The sequence below is a fragment of the Plasticicumulans sp. genome (genome assembly GCF_035331805.1).
Lineage (GTDB): Bacteria > Pseudomonadota > Gammaproteobacteria > Competibacterales > Competibacteraceae > Plasticicumulans.
In genome coordinates this window covers 1-3725 of sequence record NZ_DAOLKE010000337.1, presented here as the reverse complement: position 1 = coordinate 3725, position 3725 = coordinate 1, and the positions used below count along the sequence as shown (strand labels likewise).

The 3725-nt window shown below is 71.1% G+C and carries 3 protein-coding genes; 1 reads left to right on the top strand and 2 read right to left on the bottom strand.

Annotated features, from left to right (window positions below):
* Positions 1-103 precede the first annotated feature (103 nt).
* Complete coding sequence (locus PKE44_RS16395; RefSeq protein WP_324553330.1) at positions 104-994, bottom strand: ParB/RepB/Spo0J family partition protein; 891 nt, start codon at positions 992-994, stop codon at positions 104-106.
* A complete protein-coding gene (locus tag PKE44_RS16390; protein WP_324553327.1) occupies positions 991-2277 on the bottom strand; it encodes an AAA family ATPase in 1287 nt (428 codons plus the stop codon). The genes PKE44_RS16395 and PKE44_RS16390 overlap by 4 nt, the downstream gene beginning before the upstream one ends.
* A 412-nt stretch (positions 2278-2689) precedes the next feature.
* Between PKE44_RS16390 and PKE44_RS16385 the strand changes: the two genes are divergently transcribed.
* Positions 2690-3721, top strand: a complete 1032-nt coding sequence (locus tag PKE44_RS16385; RefSeq protein ID WP_324553324.1) for an alpha/beta fold hydrolase — start codon at positions 2690-2692, stop codon at positions 3719-3721.
* Positions 3722-3725 lie beyond the last annotated feature (4 nt).

Genomic DNA, 3725 nt, shown 5'->3' with positions numbered 1-3725 from the left:
CGGCTGCGCCCGGCCCGACGTTCAGCGTGAGCCGGGACGCCAGCCGTCACCGCCGGCGGATGCGCGTTGCCGCCTTCGACTTGCCACGTGGCAAGTTCCGGTTTCAGCCGCCCGCCTCCGGCAGCCGCGCCAGCAGCGCACGCAGGCCGTCGAGGTCGCGGAAGTCGATCTCGATGCGGCCGCGCTGCCTTGCCGCGCTGTAGCGCAGGCGCACGCCGGCGCCGAGGCGCTGCGTGAACTGGCGTTCGAGCGCATCGAGTTCGGCATCGGCAGGCACGACCGGCTCGGCGAGCGCCGGCCGTTCGCCGGCGAGCAGCCGCTGCCGGCGTTTTTCCAGCTCGCGCACGCTCAGGCCGAGATCGACCGCAGCCTGCGCCAGCGCCTCCTGATCCGCCTCCGGCAGTCCGAGCAGCACGCGGGCGTGACCGGCATCGAGGCGGCGTGCCTGCAGCAGCGCCTGCACGCCGGGGGCGAGCGCGAGCAGGCCGAGCGTGCGACTGATGGCGGATTCGGAGCGGCTCAGCAGTTCGGCGAGTTCGCGGTTGCGCAGGCCGAACTCGCTGCCGAGGCGCGCGAGCGCGTGCGCCTCCTCGATCGGATCGAGGTCGCGGCGCAGCAGGTTCTCGACCAGCGCCATCGACGCCGCCGTGCGGTCATCGACATCGTGGACGATGACCGGCAGCTCGACGAGCCCCGCCTGCTGCGCGGCACGCCAGCGCATCTCGCCGGCGAGGATCTCGTAGCGGCCTTCGCCGAGCGGGCGCACGGCGACCGGCTCGATGACACCGAGCCGGCGCACGCTGTCGGCCAGTTCGGCGAGCCAGGCTTCGTCGATCGTGCGCCGCGGCTGGAAGCGTCCTGGCACGAGCTGCGTGACCGGCAGGCGCGCAACACCGGCGGCGGACTCGTCCATCAGGCTCTGCCCGAACTGGTGCTCGCCGCTGCCGAGAAAACCGGCCAGGCCCTTCAGACCGCCGCTGCCGCGCCGGCTCATGCGCGCACCCGGCCGTGCCCGGCCTCGGCCGCCTCGATGCCGACCAGCACCTGCTGCTGCCAGAGCTGGCGCACCGCGAGCAGCAGTTCGCTGTTGACGGCATCGAGCATCATCACCGCGCGGTGGTAGGTGTCGCGCGAGCCGCGCGGCTGGTCGATCTCGTAGATGCTGAGCTGATCGGACGCCGACTTCTGCAGCTCCTTGGTCAGGCCCATGCGGTTGCTGAGGATCAGCTCGCCGTAGGCGCCGTTGATCACGGCGATGTTGTTCAGCGTCTCGGTGCTGTTGTCGACCTTGGTCAGCAGGATCGCCAGCCGCGCCACGTCGATCTCGCGCGCGTACAGCTCGCAGACCTGTTCGAGGATGCGGAAGTACTGCACCGACGAGGAGATGTCGTACATGTGCGGCACGATCGGCATCACGATCAGGCTGGCCGCGGCGATGGCGTTGATCGACAGCATGCCGAGCGACGGCGGCGTGTCGATGACGATCAGGTCGTAGCGATCCTCGACCTGCGCGAGCGCGCGCGTCAGGCGCACCGGCGGCGCCCCGAGTTCGGCATGGGTGCGTTCGGCCGGCTGCGACAGCTGCCAGTCGACGTACTGCAGCGCCAGACGCGAGGGCAGCAGGTCGAGCTGCGCCCAGTGCGTGCGCCGGATCGCGGTTTCGAGGTGCTGCGGGCCGGCGAGCAGCGCCTGCGACAGGTCATCGCCGTCACCGAGGTCGAGATCGGGAATGAAGCCGAAGGCGCCGGTGGTGGTCGCCTGCGGATCGGCATCGACCAGCAGCACGCGGTAGCCCTCGCGCGCGCAGTACTGCGCGAAGTGCAGCGACATCGTGGTCTTGGCGACGCCGCCCTTGAGGTTCGAGAACACCACGCGCGCCGCCGCGGCTCCGTCCGGCCGGTGCACGCCGCGGCCCATGACCGTGCGCAGGTGGTTGACGTCGTTGTAGTTGTATACGCGCCGCTGCAGGCTGCCGGCCTCGATCAGCCGCGGCTGCGGTGCCTCGGCGCGTGCCTCCAGGCTGCGGATGTAGTTGGCCGTGCAGCCGATCAGCTGCGCGGCGCGCTCGATGCCGAAATCCGGCAGCGCCTTGGCACCGTGGCGCGCCCCGAGCGCATCGAGCAGCCGCGCCTGCAACTGCTCGCCGCGTTCGGCGGCGTTTCGGCACAGCGTGCGGAAGTTGAAGCGCAGCGCCTGCATCGTGAAAGCCCCCATGATCCATCGGTGATGGCCGGCATCGTAGGAAGGCGCGTGCGCATAAATCAACGCATCAGGCATGAATGATACGCACGAGTCCGGATCACGCCCGGATCACCGATCGCAGGCATATGTCGCGCTGCGGCATGACAGGCTTTTGACGCCTGTCACAGAACTGCCGTCTTTGTCCACAGAATCTGTGGAAAACAGTCGCATCAATACAACGACTTGACGTAATTCTGATACGAGCGACACGGGTTTCCGACACAGGTCGCATGCCTGCAAGCGGCGGGCCGGCGAGCGAGGGCTGATCTGGCGCAGTCCGGTGCAAGCCTCCGCTTGCACCACGCCAGAACCCGTTCTGCCGGTCAGCCCGATCCGCCGCGGCTTGCCACGTGGCAAGTCTCCACGATCCGCAAACGCCGATCCCCCGCTGCCCCCGGCGGCTCGGGTAGGCTGCCAACACCCCCCGATCGCCGAATCCGTCGCCCTTATGCCGCGTCGTCCCGCCATCAAACCCCTGCGTACGCCGAAAACCCGCACGCTCGCCGGGCCCGCCAGCCATATCGGTACCGGCCTGCGCCGGCTGCTGTCCGGCATCGCCACACCGGCCGAGGCGCCGATCGTCCACGCCCGCGCCTCCGGGCGCTGGGAGGAAGGCAGCTGGGGCCTCGGGCCGCTGGCGCAGCGGCGTTTCCGGCTGTACCTGCCGCCGGGAGCGACGCGCGCCCGGCCGGTGCCCGTCCTGCTGCTGCTGCACGGCTGCGGGCAGGACAGCGCCAGCTTCGCCGCCAGCACGCGCGTTGCGCGCCTCGCGCAGCGCGAGCAGTTCGCGGTGCTGATGCCCGAGCAGACGCAGCAGGCCAACGCCCAGCGCTGCTGGAACTGGTTTCGCAGCGAGGCACAGGTCGCGACCGAATGCCTGCTGCTGCTGTCGATCGTCGAACACGCCTGCCTGCGCTGGCCGCTGCGCCGCGACCGGCTGTACGCGCTCGGGCTGTCGGCCGGCGGCGCAATGGCGCTGACGCTCGGCCTGCGCCACCCGGAACGCTTCGTTGCGGTCGGCTCGCATTCGGGCGCGGTGCCGGCGAGCGCCAGCAACCCGCTGCAGGCCGCTGCCGCGATGCAGGGCCGGCGCCTGCCGGACGTGAAACAGCTGCGTCTGCGCCTGTTCGGACGCCGGCCGCCGCCGATGATCGTGCTGCACGGCGACGCCGATCGCATCGTCGCACCGGCCTGCGCGCAGGCCTCGGCGGCGCTGTGGCTGGAGCTGCTGCCGGCCGGCACGGCGCTGAAAAGCCGCGGCCGCGAACTGCAGCGCGGCGAGCGCCTCGGCATGCACGTCACCGACTGGCAGCACGCCGACGGCGATCCCTACGTGCGCGCCGTGCGCGTCCACGAACTCGGCCACGCCTGGAGCGGCGGCGCCGCCGACCAGGCCTTCTCGGAACCGGCCGGGCCGGACGCGCTGACGCTGGCCTGGCGTTTCTTCGACGCGGCGACCGAGGCGCGCGGACGGCGCTGAGGCG